5 protein-coding genes are annotated in these 18,433 nt (G+C 73.1%); all 5 read right to left on the reverse strand.

All coding sequences use genetic code 11. From position 1 onward, the window contains the following. Positions 1 to 14 precede the first annotated feature (14 nt). Complete coding sequence (locus tag SACE_RS20090; protein WP_009946797.1) at positions 15 to 12,998, reverse strand: type I polyketide synthase; 12,984 nt, start codon at positions 12,996 to 12,998, stop codon at positions 15 to 17. A 21-nt stretch (positions 12,999 to 13,019) separates the two neighbouring features. Beyond that, a complete protein-coding gene (locus SACE_RS20095; protein WP_009946796.1) occupies positions 13,020 to 14,270 on the reverse strand; it encodes a cytochrome P450 in 1,251 nt (416 codons plus the stop codon). Positions 14,271 to 14,375: 105 nt separating this feature from the next. Further along, positions 14,376 to 15,683, reverse strand: a complete 1,308-nt coding sequence (locus SACE_RS20100; RefSeq protein ID WP_009946795.1) for a cytochrome P450 — start codon at positions 15,681 to 15,683, stop codon at positions 14,376 to 14,378. 408 nt (positions 15,684 to 16,091) lie between these two features. Further along, on the reverse strand, positions 16,092 to 17,324 hold the full coding sequence (locus tag SACE_RS20105; RefSeq protein WP_009946794.1) for a cytochrome P450: 1,233 nt from the start codon (positions 17,322 to 17,324) through the stop codon (positions 16,092 to 16,094). A gap of 485 nt (positions 17,325 to 17,809) precedes the next feature. Further along, positions 17,810 to 18,400, reverse strand: coding sequence for a helix-turn-helix domain-containing protein (locus tag SACE_RS20110; RefSeq protein ID WP_009946793.1), 591 nt, complete (start codon positions 18,398 to 18,400; stop codon positions 17,810 to 17,812). Positions 18,401 to 18,433 lie beyond the last annotated feature (33 nt).

Below are 18,433 nucleotides of genomic sequence, written 5' to 3' on the forward strand. Positions count from 1 at the left end.
CAGCAGTTCCCCCGTCAGGTGGCGCCGAGCTCTTTCTCGATGAGCTCGAACATCTCGTCGTCGGTGGCCGCGTCGAGGTCCTCGCGGTCCGCATCGGCGACGACCTCTTCCGCACCGACCGCCGAGAGCAGGGCGCGCAGCCGCGTCTCGATCTCGGCCCGTTCGTCCTCGGCGACTCCGCCGGCCGCCACCGCGGCGGCGATCCGGTCCAGTTCTGAGAACACCGGTACCGGCGATCCGGATGCAGTGCGCACGAGCCGGGAACGCAGGTGCTCGGCGACGGCGGCGGGTGTCGGGTGGTCGAACACCAGCGTCGCCGGCAGCCGCAGCCCGGTGGCCGCGTTGAGCCGGTTGCGCAGTTCCATCGCGGTCAGCGAGTCGTAGCCGAGCTCGCGGAACGCGCGCCCGTCGTCGATCGACTCCCCGTCGCCGTGGCCGAGGACGAACGCCGCCTGCTCCCGCACGAGCGCCCGCAACGCGGCGCGCTGGTCGGCTTCACCGAGGGCTGCGAGTCGTTCCGGCCACGACGACCCGGGCTCGTCCTGCCCATCGTCGGCGGGGGCCGGCGCCGCTTCCGGCACCTCGTCGAGCAGCGGACGCGGACGGGCGGAGGTGAACAGCGACACGAAGCGGTCCCAGTCGACGTCGGCGACCGACACCACCGCTTCGTCGTGGTCGAGCACCTGCTGCAACGCCGTCAACGCCGGTCCGGGCGCGATGAGCGGCAGGCCCTGGCGACGCAGTTGTTCCGCGTCGACGCCTTCGGGGAACCTGGCACCGTCCCACACACCCCACGCCACGGACGTGATCGCGCGCCCGTCGGCGCGCAGATGCTCGGCGAAGGCGTCCAGGTAGGCGTTGGCCGCCGCGTAGGCACCGTGGTCGCCGCTGCCCCACACCCCGGCGATGGAGGAGAACAGCACGAAGGCGTCGAGGCGGTCCGGGTCCAGCAGTTCGGCGAGGTGCCGGGCCCCCTCGACCTTGGCCGCCAGGACGTCGGCGAACTCCCGCAGGTCGGTGTCGGCCAGCGCGGCCAGGCGCATCAGCGCGGCCGCGTGCACCACCGAACGCACCTCGCGTCCCTGGGCGCGCAGGCGTCCTAGCATCGCCTCGACCGCGTCGCGGTCGGCCACGTCGCACGCCTCGAAGCTCACCTCGGTGCCCAGTTCGCGCAGCTCCGCGGCGAGTTCGGCGGCCCCGTCCGAGTCCGCGCCGCGCCTGCTCACGAGCACGACGTGCTCGGCGCCGTTGCCCGCCAGCCAGCGTGCGATCTCCGGCCCGAGGGCGCCGGTGCCGCCGGTGACCAGGGCGGTGCCGCGAGGCCGCCAGCGCCGCACCGGTGCTGCGGTGACGGGCGCGCGCACGAGCCTGCGCACGAGTGCTCCGCTCTCCCGCAGCACCAACTGGTCCTCGTCGCCCAAGCCGCCGGCCAGTGCGCCGCAGAGCCGCCGCAACGCGAAGTCGTCCGGGTCTTCGGGCAGGTCGACGAGTCCGCCCCACTGCCGGGGGTGTTCCAGGGCGGCCACCCGGCCCAGTCCCCAGATCTGGGCCTGTTCCGGGCGGCGGAGACGTTCGGCTCCCGCGGCGACCGCGCCCCGCGTGAGCATCCATACAGGGGTGTGGCGGTCGAGGTCGCTCATCACTTGCACCAGGGCCAGCGTGGCGGCCAAGCCGACCGGCACCGCCGGGTGGTGGGGGTGCCTGCGCTCGTCCAGCGCGAGCAACGAGACCACCGCGCGCACGTCGGGCTGGTCGCTGAGCAGTCGTCCCATCCGGTCGGCGAGCGCCGCGCGATCGGTGTCCTTCTCCCCGCACTCGACGGTCACCGCCCTGGCACCGCACTCGGTCATGGCGCGCACGGTCGCGGCGACCCATGGCTGGTGGCGCTCGGCGTCCGGCACGAGGACCAGCCACGTGCCCGGCAGCGACGCGGGAGCCGACGGTTCGGGCGCCTCCCGCCACACGACGCGGTAGCGCCAGTCCTCCACGGCGGCGAGGTCGTGGCGGCACCGGTGCCACGCCGAAAGGCTCGGCAGCACGCTGCTGAACGGCTCGTCGCCGGTGATGTCCAACGTGGCCGACAGCTCGGCGAGATCGGCGCGTTCGACGGCGTCCCAGAACCCGGCCTCCGCCGGGTCCTGGACCCGTGAGGCGGTGGGTTCGGCGTCCTCCAGCCAGTAGCGCTGCCGCTGGAAGGCGTAGGTGGGCAGGTCCACCCGCGCCGCCCCGGTGCCGGCGAACAGCGCGCGCCAGTCCACCGCGACACCTCGCACGTGGGCTTCGGCGACCGAAGTCAGGAAGCGTTCCCACCCGCCGTCGTCACGGCGCAGCGTCGTCAGCACCGCGACCTCCCGGCCGGCGGCGTCGACGGTCTCCTCGATCCCCTGCGCCACGACCGGGTGCGGGCTCACCTCGACGAAGGTGTCGAAGCCCGCCTCGACCGCCGCCCGGACCGCCTCCTGGAAGCGCACGGTCCGCCGCAGGTTCTGATACCAGTAGCCGCCGTCCATCTCGCGCGTGTCGACCTCGGCGCCCGTCACCGTCGAGAAGAGCGTGACGTCGCCGCCGCGCGGCGAGATCGGCGCGAGCACCTCCACGAGTTCGTCCTCGATCCGCTCCACGTGGGCGGAGTGGGAGGCGTAGTCGACCGCGATCCGGCGGGCGCGCACACCGCGCGACTCGCAGTCGGCCAGCAGCGCCTCCACGTCGGGCACCGCACCGGAGACCACTGTGGACGACGGCCCGTTGACCGCAGCGACCGACAGCCGGTGGCCGTCCAGCAGCTTCTCGGCCTGCTCGACGGGCAGCGCCACCGACGCCATCGCCCCGCTGCCGGCGAGCTCGCGCAACGCGGCGCTGCGCAGGGTCACGACCCTGGCCGCGTCGGCCAGCGACAGGGCGCCCGCGACGCAGGCCGCGGCGATCTCACCCTGGGAGTGGCCGATCACCCCCGCGGGCTCCACACCGCAGGACTTCCACAGCTCGGCCAGCGACACCACGACGGCGAAGCTGACCGGCTGCACGACCTCGACCGCGTCCAGCGACGGCGCTCCGTCGACACCGCGCAGGACGTCCAGGACCTTCCAGTCCACGTGGGCTTCGACTGCCTCGGCGCACTCGCGCATCCGGCGCCGGAAGACCTCGGACTCGGCCAGCAGCTCCAGCGCCATGCCCCGCCACTGCGCGCCCTGACCGGGGAAGACGAACGCCACGCGGCCGCGTGCGCCGTCCGCCCGCCCCCGCACGAGCCCCTGCTCCTCGCGTCCCTCGGCCAAACCGCCGAGCGAGCGCAGGAGTTCGTCGCGGCCGGCTCCCAGCACGACGGCGCGGTGCGCCAGTGCCGCGCGGCCGGTCGCCAGCGAGAGACCGAGGTCCGCGGCGTCCTGATCCACGTGGTCGCGCACGTGCGTCAACAGCCGCTCTGCCTGCGCCCGCAGTGCTCGGTCGCTGTCGGCCGACAGCACCCACGGCACCACCGGCAGCTCGCGCCGCGACGGCTCGACCGGTGCGGGTTCCACGGCCTGTTCCAGGATCACGTGCGCGTTGGTGCCGCTGATGCCGAACGCCGATACCGCCGCCCGGCGCGGCCGTCCGCCCTCGGGCCACGGTCGCGCCTCGGTGAGCAGTTCCACCGCGCCCGCCGACCAGTCGACGTGGGGGGACGGCTGGTCGACGTGCAGGGTTCGCGGGAGTGTCCCGGACCGCATGGCCATGACGCTCTTGATCACCCCGGCGACACCCGCCGCGGCCTGGGTGTGCCCGATGTTCGACTTCACCGATCCCAGGTGCAGCGGATGTTCGCGGCCCTGCCCGTAGGTCTCGATGAGCGCCTGGGCCTCGATCGGGTCGCCGAGGGTGGTGCCGGTGCCGTGGGCCTCGACCAGGTCGACGTCCGCGGTCGACAGCCCTGCGTCGGCCAGCGCCTGGCGGATGACGCGCTGCTGCGCGACGCCGTTCGGGGCGCTGAGGCCGTTGGAGGCGCCGTCCTGGTTGACCGCCGAGCCCGGCACCAGCGCGAGCACCGGATGCCCGTTGCGCCGGGCCAGCGACAGCGGTTCGACCAGCAGCAGGCCGGCGCCTTCCGACCAGCCCGTGCCGTCGGCGGCGGCGGCGAACGGCTTGCACCGCCCGTCGGCGGCCAGGCCGCGCTGCCTGCTGAACTCCGTGAAGGTGCCCGGTGTCGCCATCACCGTCACGCCGCCGGCCAGCGCCATCGAGCACTCGCCGCGGCGCAGCGCCTGGCACGCCAGGTGCAGAGCCACCAGCGAGGAGGAGCAGGCGGTGTCGATGGTGACCGCCGGTCCCTCCAGACCGAAGGTGTAGGCGACGCGACCGGAGGCCACGCTCGCGGTGTTTCCGGTCAGCAGGTGGCCTTCGACGCCTTCGGGCACCTGGCGCAGCCGGGACGCGTAGTCGTGGTACATCACGCCGGCGAACACGCCCACGTCGGTGCCGCGCACCGACAGCGGGTCGATGCCGGCCCGCTCGAACGCCTCCCACGAGGTCTCCAGCAGCAACCGCTGCTGCGGGTCCATCGCCAGCGCCTCGCGCGGGCTGATGCCGAACAGCGCCGGGTCGAACAGGGCGGCGTCGTCGAGGAAGCCGCCCGCCCGGACGTAGGAGGTGCCCGCGCGGTCGCCGTCGGCGTCGAACAGGCCGTCCAGCGGCCAGCCGCGGTCGGTGGGGAAGGCCGAGATGGCGTCGCCGCCGTCGGACACCAGCCGCCAGAGGTCCTCCGGTGAGGCGACGCCGCCCGGGTACCGGCAGGCCATCGCCACGATCGCGATGGGTTCCCCGGTGGTGGCCGCGACCGCTGCGGGGGTCGACGTCCGGGCCTCGGTGCCGGTCAGCACCGTCAGCAGATACCGCGCCAACGCCTCCGGCGTGGGATGGTCGAAGACGGCAGTGGTCGGCAGCCGCTTGCCGGTGGCGGCGTTGAGGCGGTTGCGCAGTTCGACCGCGGTGAGCGAGTCGAAGCCGAACTCCTTGAACGGCCTGTCCGGTCGCACCGACGTGGGGTTCGCGTGCCCCAGCACGACGGCGGCGTGGGTCCGCACCAGATCCAGCACGAGGTGTTCGCGGTCGGCCGGGGACGCTTCGGCCAGCCGTCCGGACAGGGAGGACGCGCCGTCGGACTCCGTTCGGCGGGAACGCCGGGGAGCAGCCGGCACCAGACCACGCAGCACCGCCGGTAGTGCGTCGCGCTGGGCGCGCAGCGCCGAGACGTCCAGACGAGCCGCGACGAGCACGGCGTCGTCGAGCGCGGCAGCGGTCTCGAACAGCGTCATGCCCTCGTCCGAGGACAGCGGCACCACGCCGCCGCGGGCCATCCTGGACAGGTCTGCGCCTTCGAGATGGCTGGTCATGCCGCTGCGTTCGGCCCAGAACCCCCACGCCAGGGACTGCGCGGGCAGGCCGCGCGCCCGGCGCTGCGCGGCCAGGGCGTCCAGCACGGCGTTCGCGGCGGCGTAGTTCGCCTGGCCCGGGCTGCCGAACACGCCCGCGACGGAGGAGAACAGCACGAACGCCTTCAGGTCGGCGTGACGGGTGAGCTCGGCGAGGTTCAGCGCCGCGTCCACCTTCGGCCGCAGCACGTGGTCCACGCGCCGCGGCGTCAGCGACTCGATGACACCGTCGTCGAGGGTGCCCGCGGCGTGGACGACAGCGGTCAGCGGCCGCTCCGCGGGTATGGAGGCCAGCACTTCCGCCAGCGCGGCCCGGTCGGCGACGTCGCAGGCCGCGACGGTCACCTCCGCGCCCAGGCCGGTCAGCTCCTCGCACAGCTCGGTCGTGCCCGGGGCGGATCCACCGCGGCGGCTGACCATGAGCAGGTGCCGAACACCGCGCTCGGCCACCAGGTGCCGGGCCAGGATTCCGGCGAGCGTGCCGCCGGCACCGGTGATCAGGACGGTGCCGTCACCGTCCCAACCGGACGGTTCCGCGGCTCGCGGTGCGCGCTCGAGTCGCGGCACCAGCACGGCACCGGCGCGCACCGCGTGCTGCGCGTCCCCGAGCTGGGCGAGCACGCGCAGCGAGGCGTCGTGGTCGTCGGTGTCCACCAGCACGAAGCGGTCCGGGTTCTCCGCCTGGGCGGAGCGCAGCAGACCCCACACCGCCGCGGCGGCCAGATCGGGCACGTCCTCGCCGGCCTTCGCGGCGACGGCCCCGCGCGTCACCAGCACCAGCCGGGACTCGGCGAACCGCTCGCCCGCCAGCCACTCCTGCGCCAGCGCGAGGGCCCGGCGCACCACGTCGGCGATCTCGCCCGCGGTGTCGAGCTCGACCAGCACCGACGGGGGTACCTGGTCCTGCGTCTCCGCCAGCTCCGCGAGGTCCTGGTAGTGGCCCGCGCATCCCGGCAATCCGCGAAGCGAGGACGGACCGACGACAGCCCACTCCCCGGGCGCCGAGGGCTCCGCGCCGACCCACTCCAGGCGGAACAGCGAGTCATGCCGACCGGTGTGGAGCCGATCGGGCGATACCGGGCGCATCACAAGGGAGTCCACAGTGGCCACGAGTTCGCCGTGCTGGTCGGTGGCGACCAGCGAGAGGGCGGCGGCGTCGGCGCAGGCCGACCCGACGGGCGCCAGGCGCACCCGCAGCGTCGAAGCCCCGGTCGAGTGCGCTCGCGCACCGCTGAAGCTGAACGGCAGCAGCGTCCCCTCCGGGACCGAAGGCAGCAGCCCCGCCACGTGCAGGGCGGCGTCCAGCACCGCTGGGTGGACCACGTACGCCCGGGCTGCGGTGGAGGTGTCCTCGTCGAGCACCACCTCGGCGAAGACCTCGTCGCCGCGGCGCCACGCGGCACGAAGGCCCTGGAACACCGGCCCGTAGCCGTAGCCCTGCTCCGCGAGGCGGTCGTAGCGGTCGTCGACGTCGACCGGCTGGGCGCCGACAGGTGGCCACGCGGCGTCCGAGGCCGGAGTCGTGTCGTCGCAAGGCGAGAGCACGCAGCTCGCGTGGTGCGTCCAGTCGTCCCCGGGTCGCGAGTGGATCTCCAGGGACCGTCGCCCGTCTGACTCCGGTGCGCCGACGACCAGTTGGATCCGGACGCCGCGATCGTCGGGCAGCACCAGCGGGCTGTGCAGGGTCAGCTCGTCGACCAGGTCGCAGCCGACCTGACCAGCGGCGTGCAAGGCCAGTTCGAGGAAAGCCGTGCCCGGCAGCAGAACCGCGCCCAGGACGGCGTGGTCGGAAAGCCACGGCGAGGTGCGGGTCGACAACGCCCCCGTGAGCATCCAGCCGCCGGTCCCGGCGACCGGTGTCGCCGCGCCGAGCAGCGGGTGCTCCGCCGGTGCCAGCCCGAGGTCCGACGGATCCGATGCCGAACGGGGTGCCTCGAGCCAGTAGCGCTGCCGCTGGAACGGGTAGGTCGGCAGTTCGGCGGGCACCACGCCCGAGCCGTCGAACGGCGCGGACCAGTCGACCGCCATGCCCCGCACGTGCGCTTCGGCCATCGAGAGCAGGAATCGGTCGAGACCGCCCTGTTCGCGGCGCAGCGAGCCGGTGGCCAGGCCGCCGACGCCGGCGGCCTCCAGCGTGTCCTGCACCCCGACCGCCAGCAGCGGATGCGGGCTGACCTCGACGAAGAAGCGGTGTCCCCGGGATGCCATGGCGCTGACCGCCGCTTCGAAGCGGACCGTGTGGCGCAGGTTGCGGTACCAGTACTCGGCGTCGAGTTCGCGGGTGTCGATGCGGTCGCCGGTCACCGTCGAGTAGAACGGAATCCGCGATGCCTGTGGAGAAATCCCCGCGAGCAGCGTGCGCAGGCGTTCGCGGATGGACTCGACCTGCGCGGAGTGCGACGCGTAGTCGACCGGGATCGACCGGGCGCGGACCCCTTCGGCCGTGAACGCGGCCAGCAGCTCGTCGAGGGCCGCGGGTTCGCCGGAGAGCACCACCGACTCCGGTCCGTTGACCGCCGCGACCGAAACCCGGTCATCGATCCTCGAGACGACATCAGCCTGCGGCAGCGGCACCGACAGCATCCCGCCCAGCCCGGACAGCTCGGTCAGCGCCTCGCTGCGCAGCGCGACGACCGCTGCCGCGTCCTCCAGGGACAGCGCTCCCGCGACGCAGGCGGCGGCGATCTCCCCCTGGCTGTGCCCGACGACCGCGGCGGGCTCGACCCCGTAGGAGCGCCACAGCGAGGCCAGCGCGACCATCACCGCGAACAGCGCGGGCTGCACCACGTCGACCCGGTCCGGCGACGGCTGGCCCGGATCACCGCGCAGCACGCCGAGAAGCGACCAGTCCACGTGCCGCTCCACCGCCTCGGCGCATTCGAGCAGGCGGGCGGCGAAGACCTCGGAGTCGGCCAGCAGCTCCAGCGCCATCCCCTGCCACTGACCGCCCTGGCCGGGGAAGACGAACGCGGTGTCGCCCGAGATGTCGGCGTTCCCGATGACGACGTTCGCGGCCGCGTCCGCGCGCCCCAGCGCGGTCAGGCCGCCGAGGAGCTCTTCGCGACGCCGCCCGACGACGACGGCCCGCTGCGGCAACGAGGCCCGCGCACCGCAGGCCAGTGCCACGGCCTCCGACGGCAGGTCGTCCACGTGGGCTGAGAGCTGGGCGGCGCGTTCGCGCAGCGCCGAGTCGGTGCCTCCGGAGAGCGGCCACGCGAGGGCTGCCATCGACGGCGCGGCGCGCTCGTCGCGCTGTTCCGTCGGCGGCGCCTGCTCGATGATCGCGTGCGCGTTGGTTCCGCTGATGCCGAAGGAGGACACCGCAGCTCGGCGAGGACGGTCCACCCGCGGCCACGGGACCGGCTCGGTCAGCAGCGACACCGCGCCCGACGACCAGTCCACGTGCGGGGAGGGCTCGTCCACGTGCAGGGTCTTCGGCAGCGATCCGTGGCGCAGCGACATGACGACCTTGATCACGCCGGCGACGCCCGCCGCCGCCTGGGTGTGGCCGATGTTCGACTTGACCGAACCCAGCAGCAGCGGAGCAGTCCGCTCCTGCCCGTAGGTGGCCAGCAGCGCCTGGGCCTCGATCGGATCACCCAGCGAGGTGCCCGTCCCGTGCGCCTCCACGGCGTCCACATCGGACGGTTCGAGGCCCGCGGCGGCCAGCGCCTGGCAGATGACCCGTTGCTGCGAGAGGCCGTTCGGCGCCGTCAGCCCGTTCGACGCGCCGTCCTGGTTGATCGCGCTGCCGCGCAGCACCGCCAGCACCTGATGCCCGTGCCGCCGCGCGTCGGAAAGCCGTTCCAGCAGCAGGACACCCGCGCCCTCGGCCCAGGCCGTCCCGTCCGCCGCGGCGGCGAAGGCCTTGCAGCGGCCGTCCGGAGCCAGCCCCCGCTGCCTGCTGAACTCCACGAACATGCCCGGGTTCGACATGACGGTGACCCCGCAGGCCAGCGCGAGCGAGCACTCCCCGTCGCGCAGCGACCGAGCCGCCAGGTGCAGCGCCGTCAGCGACGACGAGCAGGCGGTGTCCACGGTGACGGCGGGCCCTTCGAGGCCGAAGGTGTAGGCGATGCGCCCGGAGGCCACGCTAAGCGTGGTGCCGGTCAGCACGTAGCCGTCGAGCCCGTCGCCGGCCTCGTGCATCCGCGGCCCGTAGTCGTGGGCGGTCGCGCCGACGAACACCCCGCACGGACTGCCCGGCAACGACACCGGATCGATCCCGGCCCGCTCGAACGCCTCCCACGAGGTCTCCAGCAGCAACCGCTGCTGCGGGTCCATCGCCAGCGCCTCGCGCGGGCTGATGCCGAACAGCGCCGGGTCGAACTCGTCGGCGTCGTGCAGGAAACCGCCGTGGCGCACGTAGCTGGTGCCCGCGTGGTCCGGGTCGGCGTGGTGCAGGGCGTCGAGGTCCCATCCGCGGTTCACCGGGAACTCGCCGATCGCGTCGCGCCCGTCGCGCACGAAGCTCCACAGCTGCTCCGGCGTGCGGATGCCGCCCGGATACCGGCAGGCCATGGCCACGATCGCGATCGGCTCGTCCGGTGTGCGCGCCTCGGTGGCCGCCGGACGAGCCGGAGCCGAGCCGGTGAGCTGCGCGCGCAGACCGCGGGCCAGTGCGGCCGGCGTGGGGTGGTCGAAGAGCAGCGTCGCGGGCAGTGCCCTCCCGGTCGCCTCGGCGAGCTCGTCGCGCAGCTCCACCAGCATCAGCGAGCCGAAACCGAGCTCCTTGAACGAAAGCCGCTGGTCGACCGCCTCCGTCGCGTCGTGTCCCAGTACCGCCGCGGTGTGCCGGAGGACCAGCTCCAGCACAGCGTGGTCCTGCTCGCGCTCCGGCAGGTCCGCGATCCGGTCGGCGAGTGGCTGCCGGGCTTGCGGTGCGGATGGCGCCGCGTCATCGACGGCGGAGCCGGTCAGCCAGAACCGGCGCCGCTGGAAGGGGTAGGTCGGAAGCTTCACCCGCGCCGCGCCGTCGTGGACGGCCTGCCAGTCCACGTCGACGCCGCGCACGTGCAGCCGCGCCAAGGCCGACATCGCCGAACGACGCTCGCCGCGTTCCGGTCCGCGCAGGAGGGGTACGAAAGCGACGTCCGCGGATTCGCCGTCGAGGCAGTCCCGTCCGAGTGCCGACAGCGCGCCGTCCGCGCTGAGCTCCAGGAACGTGGTGACACCGGCGGCCGTGCAGGTCCGGATGCCGTCGGCGAAACGCACGGCCTGGCGCGCGTGGTCCGCCCAGTACTCGGGTGAACGGATCTCGTCGTCGGTGAGCACCTGGCCCGTCACGTTGGAGACGACGGGGATGCGCGTGGGACGCCAGTCGACTCGCGCGGCCGCGGCCCGGAAGTCCGCCAGCATGCCGTCCATCCGCGGCGAGTGGAAAGCGTGGCTCACGCGCAGGCGTTTGGTCTTGCGCCCGCGCTTCGCCCAGCGATCCGCGATCGCGAGCACCGGCTCCTCGTCCCCGGCGATCACGGTGGACACCGGCCCGTTCACCGCGGCGATCGACACCCGGCCGGACGCCGACACCACATCTGCCGCCAGCTCGGCCTCGCTCGCCCGCACCGAGACCATCGCGCCACCGGCGGGCAACGCCTGCATCAGCCGTCCCCTGGCCGCGACCAGGGCGCAGGCGTCCTCCAGCGACAGCGCTCCGGCCACGTGCGCGGCCGCCAGCTCGCCGACGGAGTGCCCGAGCACGACGTCGGGTGCCACGCCCCAGTGCTCGGCCAGCCGGAACAACGCGACCTCGACGGCGAACAGGGCCGGCTGGGTGTGCTCGGTCTCGTCCAGCAGCGCGGCCTCGGCCGAGCCCGGCTCGGCGAAGACCAGCTCACGCAGCGGGCGGGACAGGTGCGGGTCCATCGCGGCGCAGATCTCGTCGAAGGCCCACGCGAACACGCGGGAGCCCGCGTGGAGCTCGCGGCACATGCCCGGCCGCTGGCCGCCCTGCCCGCCGAGCAGCAAAGCCACGCCGCCCGGCACCGGCACGCCCCGGACCACGTTGCTACTCACGTCGTCCTGAGCCAGGGACCGCAGTGCGCCGTCCAGCGCCCCGGTTTCGTCGGGCAGCAGCACCGCGCGGTGACGCAGAGCCGCACGAGTGGTGGCCAGCGAGTACGCGACGTCGACCGGTCGTGCTCCGGACTCCGCCAGGTGGTCCCGCAACCGGCCCGCCAGCTCGCGCAGGGCCGCCGGTGTAGCGGCGGAAACGGGCATGACGACCGGGAGTTCTCCAGACGGACGTGCGTTGTCGGTTTCGCCGCGCACCGGCGACCACTCCGACAGCACGACGTGGCAGTTCGTCCCGCCCATGCCGAACGAGCTCACCCCGGCCACGAGTGGATCGCAGCCCGCGTCCGGTCGCTCCGGACCCGTGAGCACCCGGAGTCCCAAGCGGGGCAACGGGATCGCGGGATCGGGTTCCTCGAAGTTCAGGCTGGCCACCAGTTCCCGATTTCTGAGGCACAACACCGCCTTGATCAGGCCGGCGATGCCCGCAGCGCCTTCCAGGTGGCCGATGTTGGTCTTGACCGACCCCACCGGCAACGGCGAGCCCTCGCCGCGGGCCGTCCCGAGGACCGCGCCGAGCGCGGCGGCTTCGACCGGATCCCCCACCGGCGTACCTGTGCCGTGCAACTCGACGAAACCGACCGAAGCCGGGTCGATGCGCGCCCGCCGGTAGGCCTGCCGCAGCACCCGTTCCTGCGCTTCGCGGCTCGGCGCGGTGAAACCGCCCTCGCCCGGACCGTCGTTGTTGGTCGCGCTGCCCCGGATGACGCAGTAGATCTCGTCACCGTCGGCGATGGCCTTCGACAGCGTCTTGAGGACCACGACACCGCCGCCCTCACCGCGCACGTACCCGTTCGCGCGGGAGTCGAAGGTGTAGCAGCGCCCGTCCGGCGACAGCGCGCCGAAACCCTCCACCACGTGGTAGCCGTCCGGCGCGATGTTGAGGTTCACGCCGCCGGCGAGTGCCGCGGAACATTCGCCGTCGCGCAGGCTCCGGCACGCCAGGTGCACGGCCACCAGCGACGACGACTGCGCGCTGTCGACGGTCATGCTCGGACCGCGCAAGCCGTGCGCGTAGGAGACGCGGTTGGCGATCATGCCGCGGTTGGTGCCGGTCAGGGTGTGCTGCGTGGCGCGGTCCGCGGACCGGTGGCGGAGGGTGGCGTAGTCGTCCGAGGTGGCACCGATGAACACGCCGGTGCCGTCATCCGGCCCGCCCGGGACGATCCCGGCGTCCTCGAGGGCTTCCCACGTCAGCTCGAGGACCAGCCGCTGCTGCGGATCGAGCAGGGCCGCTTCCCGCGGCGAGATCCCGAAGAACTCCGCGTCGAAGCGGTCGACCTGGTCGAGGAAACCCGCGCGCAGCGGGTCACCGGAGACCGCCGTCGGCAGCTCCGGGCCGTCCGCGCTCCAGCGGGTCGCGGGGGCTTGGCCCACCGCGTCCACGCCGTCGCGCAGCAGCCGCCAGTACGCGGCGACGTCCGGCGCCCCCGGCAGCCGGCACGCCAGGCCGACCACCGCCACGGCCTCGTCCCCGGCGGTCACCGCGCCGCCGATCCCGACCTCATCGCTGCCTGCCACCCGAATCCACCGCTCCGGTCGTCACGCCGCTCGGAGGAACACGGGAAGCTCCGCGAACCCCCGCAATACCAGGTTGTTGATGCGCGGGGCGTCGTCGGTCGCGAGCTCGACGCGCAGTCCGGCCAGCGCGGTGAGCGCGACCTGCGTCGTCAGGCGCGCCAGCGGCGCCCCGACGCAGAAGTGCGCACCGATGCCGAAGCCGAGGTTGCGCTCGGGCTTGCGGGACACGTCCAGCCGGTCCGGGTCCGGGAACGCGGCCGGGTCGCGGTTGGCCGCGCCGACCAGCAGCATCGCGCCTTCGCCCGCGCTGACCGGCTGGTCGCCGATCTCGGTGTCCTGCAACGCGGTCCGCATGCCCGCGGTCTGCACCGGCGAGTCGTAGCGCAGCAGTTCCTCGACGACTCCGGCCACCTGGTCCGGGTGCGCGCGGAACCACTCGAACTGCTCCGGGTGGCGCAGCAGCGCGTTGACGCCGTTGCCGATCAGGTGGGCGGTGGAGAGGTAGCCGGCGCTCAGCAGCAGCCGGCAGGTGCTGACCAGTTCGCTCATGCTCAGGTTGCGGCCGTCCTCCTCCACCGCGACCAGCGCGCTGACCAGGTCGTCGGCCGGCTCGGCGCGCCTGCGCCGGGCCAGCTCGGCGAAGTAGCCGTCGAACTCGGTGCGGGCCTGGTCGCGGCGCTGCATCTCCTCGGGGCTGAGCATGAAGTCCGGGTCGAGACCGCGTCCGAGGGCGCTGGACCACTGCTCGAAGAGCGGCTTGTCCTGCGGCGGCATGCCGAGGAGTTCGCTGATCAGGTTGGACGGCAGGGCGAACGCCAGCTCGGCCATCAGGTCGACCGGCTCGTCCGCGGGCCCGGACATCGCCGCCGCCAGCAGCTCGCCGACCAGCCGTTCGGCCGTCGGGCGCAACCGCTCGACCATCCGCGCCGAGAACGCCTTGGTCACCAGCGACCGGATCCGGGTGTGGTCCGGCGGGTCCATGAACACGAACGGCCGCACCACGTTGCCCTCGGCGTCGTGGGTGATCTGGGAGGCGACCAGCCGGCCGTCGCCGTGGCCGAACTTCGGGTTGCGCAGCACCGCCGAGCATTCCCGGAAACCCGTGACGACCCACATTCCCGGCTGAGTGCACAACGCGGGAGCGGTTTCGCGCACCAACCGGAAGAACGGATACGGGTCGGCCTGGAATGCCGGATCCAGCGGGTCGAAAGGCAGCAGATTCGCCGCGAAGTCGAATTCGCCGGACGGCGTGTCGATATCGCCAACGGACATGGGCAACACCAATCGTCTCGATATCAAATTCGTACGGGCGCCGCCGCGCCGCGAAGGAGGTGCGGGAAAAGCGGCGGACCGCGAGGGTGGGGCGGGCGCGCGGTGCTAGGAGGATGCGGTGAGCGCGACCGGCACGCGCAGCGCCACCGTGTGCTTGCTGTTGCGCGCCCACGGAACGGGCCCGGTGAGCTCGATGCGCTCGACCCGGTCGAGCAGTTCCTCCAGCAGAACGCGCAGCTCCATCCGAGCCAGGGCGGGGCCGAGGCAGGTGTGCGCGCCGTGCCCGAAGGCCAGGTGCGGGTTCGGCGAGCGCCGGACGTCGAAGCGGAACGGGTCGGCGAACACCCGCTCGTCGCGGTTCGCCGAGGCCCACCAGAGCGTCACCTTGTCGCCCTCGCGGATCAGCACGTCGCGGAAGCGGATGTCCTCGGTGGCCGTCCGGCGGTTGTAGGGCGTCGGGCTCGACCAGCGCAAGGCCTCCTCCACCGCGCCGTCGAGCAGCGACCGGTCGGCGCGCAGGGCCTGCCACTGTTCGGGGTGCTCGACCAGGGCGAGCAGGCCGATCGCGATGGCGTTGCGGGTGGGCTCGGTGCCCGCCAGCGAGATCAGGTTGAAGAAGACCTCGCGCTCGTAGTCGACAAGCGGCGCCTGGCCGTGGCCCTCGGGGATCTCACCGGTGGCGATCAGCGACATGAAGTCGCCCGCGGGCTCGGCGCGCTTGGCCCGCACCAGTTCGCAGCCGTACTTGTACATGTCCAGCAGCGCCGCCTGGCTGCGGCCGGTCGCCTCGCCCTCGTCGCGGTCCTCGTAGCCCATGGCGATCTCGGCCCAGTCCACCAGCCGGCTCCAGTCCTGCCGGGGCACGCCCAGCAGCGCGGCGACGACCTCGACCGAGTACCGGCCGGCGACCTCGGCCTGCAGGTCGCAGGTCCCTCGCTCCAGCACCGTCGACACCAGCGCCGAGGCGCGTTCCCGCACCACCGGCTCCAGGGCGGCCACCGCGGAGGGGCACACCGCCGGGGAGACGATGTCCTTGATCAGCTGGTGCCGCGGGTCGTCCATCATGTTGAGCATCCCGCCGGCGTAGGTGCCCGCCGGGAGGTCGTCGAGGTGGGTGCCGCCGCCTTCCCGGCTTCCCCCGCCCTGGGAGGAGAAGACCGGGTTCGCGGCGGCTTCGACGACGTCCTCGTACCGGCTCAGCACCCAGAAGCTCTCACCGTCGCGGGTCCGCCCCGGCGGGTGCAGCAGGATCGGCTCGTCGGCGCGCAGCCTGTTGAAAACCTCGTGCGGGAACCCGCCGGAAAACCGGACCTGATCTGTCAGGTCGAAACCACCGAGGACCGCGGGGAGCTGATCGGAAACGGATTCCGACGCATTGCGCGACGTCGGTAATTCAGGCTGATCGACCGTCACTTGCTACCCCCAGGAACTTCCCTGCCATGCGGTGCGTCACAGCCTGCCGCAGCGCCGGTGATTCCGTCAAGTGCCTGCAAACGAATCCGATCAACCGCCATCAGGATGAGGAATTCACCGGACGGCCATGCCCACGCCCGCCAGAACAAAACGTTTCGGGCCCCGCAAGAATTCGCGGAGGCGGCGCACGCTGGGACTACGGTGACGCAATTGCGGGTATCCACAGGTGGTCCATCCAAAATGGACACGCATCGGCACGCGCCCGCAATGCGCCACTTCCGGCCACAAAACGGACACGACCGACGCGTTTCCGGCGTGGCCCGCTGCACGATGACGATCCGGTGGGCACGGGACTCCGGCCACCGTCGAGGTGCCGGGCAGGCCGCGGCACCTCGACGGCGAGGCGCGTCAGGCCGACCGCAGCGGCAGTTCGGCCAGACCGCGCAGGACCAGGCTCCCGGTGGGCGCGGGCCGCGGACCGTCGAGCACGAGCTCGTGCTCCACGAGCAGGCTCAGCGCGGCCTGCGCGGTGAGCCGCGCCAGCGGGGCACCGAGGCAGAAGTGGATGCCGACACCGAAACCGAGGTTGCGCCCGGGTTTGCGGGACACGTCGAGCCGGTCGGGGTCGTCGAACACCGCCGGGTCGCGGTTGGCCGCGGCCAGCAGCAACAGCACCGGAGAGCCGGCGGCGACGGCGTGGCCGTCGACCTCGGTGTCGCGCAGGGCCACCCGCGAGACGAGCTGGATCGGCCCGTCGAAGCGCAGCACCTCCTCGACGGCGTCGCCGACCCGGCCGGGGTTTGCGCGCAGCCACGCGAGCTGGTCCGGGTTCTCCAGCAGCGCGAGCATCCCGTTGCCGATGAGGTGGACCGTGGTGGCGTAGCCGGCGCTGAGCAGCAGCGTGCAGGTCACCACCAGTTCGGTCGCGGTGAGCCGGTCGCCCTCCTGCTCGACGGCGACCAGCGCGCTCACCAGGTCGTCGCCCGGCTCCGCCCGCCGGCGGGCCGCCAGCTCGGCGAAGTACTCGTGGAAGTGCGCCCGCGCCTCCTCGCGCCTGGCCAGCTGGTCGGGCGACTGCATGAAGTCCGGGTCCAGCCCGCGGCCCATCGCCTCGGCCCAGGCGCGGAAGCGCTCCTGGTACTCCGGGTCGACGCCGAGCAGTTCGCACAGCAGCCGTCCGGTCAGCGGATACGCGACCTGCTGGATGACGTCGGCGCTGCCGCCGCCTGCCAGCGCCGCGGCCAGCGACTCGCGAGCCAGCTCCTGCGCGCGCGGACGCAGCCGCTCCACGATCCGCGCCGAGAACGCGCTGGTCACCAGCGAGCGGATGCGGGTGTGCTCCGGCGGATCGGCGAAGGTCAGCGGCCGCACCGTGTTGCCTTCGTCGTCGGTGGTGAAGTGTCCGGCGGCCAGTTCGGCCTCACCCCAGCCGAAAGCCTGGTCGCGCAGCACGGCCGACACCTGCCGGTGCCCCGAGACCAGCCACAGGCCGCCCGGGGTGGCGGTGACCGGGCCGGATTCCCGGATCTCCCGGTAGACGCGGTGCGGGTCGGCGCGGAACTCCGGGTCGAATGGGTCGAACAGCAGCAGTTGCCGGACCACGTTGGAGTCGACGGGTGGTGCACCCTCGGTCGTCGACATGTCTGGAGCACCTTTCGTGAGTCCCCGCGGATGCCGTGCCGGGCGGGAAACTGCGGGCGCCCACCAATGGCGGATCTCGGCGGGGAGAGGAACGGTTCGGGAGCCGTGCGTCCGCGAACCGCTTGACGGAGCACTGTTCCCCAGATGCATTGCGACGTGACAACCGGCGCGGTGGGCCTAGCAGGACGGCTCTTCGCCATCCATCCCCCGATCGGGTGTCGGGCGGAGGCTAACACGGCCCCATCCGACCGTCAACGCTTTCCGCGCTCGCCGATCGGCGACGAATGTCGTTTCACGGCAAGGAATTCCCGCGCCGACCGACTGAGTACCCCATCTCCGGGAGTCGGCCTGGACGAGCCGCGGCACGGCAGCCGCGTCCGCTCTCGGTGGCGGAAGGCGACTCGGACGCGACGGCGCGACGGGGGTCCACTGTGGTCTCGCGGAGGGAGCGGCAGGCACCGCGCCGGAGTCCGAGAGCGCAGCACTCAGGGGGCCGGCGATCCTGGGCCCGCGTCGCCCACCGGGTCGACGTAGCGCATGACCAGCGTGGCGACCACGTCGGTGCCCGGTGCCTCGTAGACGTGGTCGGCACCGCCGTCGAAGCGGAGGTAGTCGCCCGGCCCCAGCGTCACCGGGTCCTGCTCGGGACCGGCGACCAGCGTTCCGGAGTGGACGAGGAGCTGCTCGACGACCCGGGGGCGGTGGCCGGGCGAGACGTACCGGCTGCCGGCCCGCGCGTACAACCGGTAGATCTCCTGCCGGAAGCCGCCGATGGCGGTGCGGTCCATCAGCTGCACGTCGATGGTGCGCCCGGAGAGGTCGGCACCGCCCGCGCGCACGAGCACCTGCCGGTCGCCGTCGGCCGCCTCGGTCTCGACGAGCAGTTCACCGAGCGGCACTTCCAGCACCTGCGCGAGCGCGTAGAGCGTCTCCAGCGTCGGGTTGCGCTGGCCGGCCTCCAGCTCCGACAACGTGCCCTTGCCGATCGCGGCGCGGCGGGCGACCTCCGACAGCGACAGGCCGCGCACGGACCGGACCGCGCGCAGGTTCGCACCCACCACCTTGACCAGTTCCAACCGGCCTCCTAGCATCCGATCGTTCCACAAACA

It is taken from the genome of Saccharopolyspora erythraea NRRL 2338 (assembly GCF_000062885.1).
In the GTDB taxonomy this organism is placed as follows: Bacteria; Actinomycetota; Actinomycetes; order Mycobacteriales; family Pseudonocardiaceae; genus Saccharopolyspora_D; species Saccharopolyspora_D erythraea.